1 protein-coding gene is annotated in these 271 nt (G+C 60.9%); it reads right to left on the bottom strand.

Features of this window, described 5'->3' with window-relative positions:
• Window positions 1-271: hypothetical protein (locus SB724_RS20230; protein ID WP_410572647.1), on the bottom strand; the 271-nt coding region annotated here is incomplete at both ends.

Here is a 271-nt window from a genome sequence, read left to right as displayed (position 1 = left end):
AATTGGCGATGAGTTCGAGATAACGCTGATTGCGCGCGGGCACCGCGATCTTGTCTTCCTTGCCAGCGACAACGAGCGTCTTCATTTTCAGCGAGGCGATCGCGTCTTCGGGATAGGTGAGATCCGAGCGCACGATGCGCACGATCGCGGCCTGCGCAGCCGGTTCCTGCATGAGCGCATGACGCCATGCGAGCAGATCCGGATCGATCACGAAGCGCGACCCCGCCATCGCTTCCATGACCGCACGCATGGCGTCGAGCGTGTAATCGTA

Source organism: Bacillus sp. SIMBA_031 (assembly GCF_046535225.1).
GTDB lineage: Bacteria > Bacillota > Bacilli > Bacillales > Bacillaceae > Bacillus > Bacillus velezensis.
Note: the sequence above shows the minus strand (reverse complement) of the source record. Positions and strands in the feature narration are given on the sequence as shown.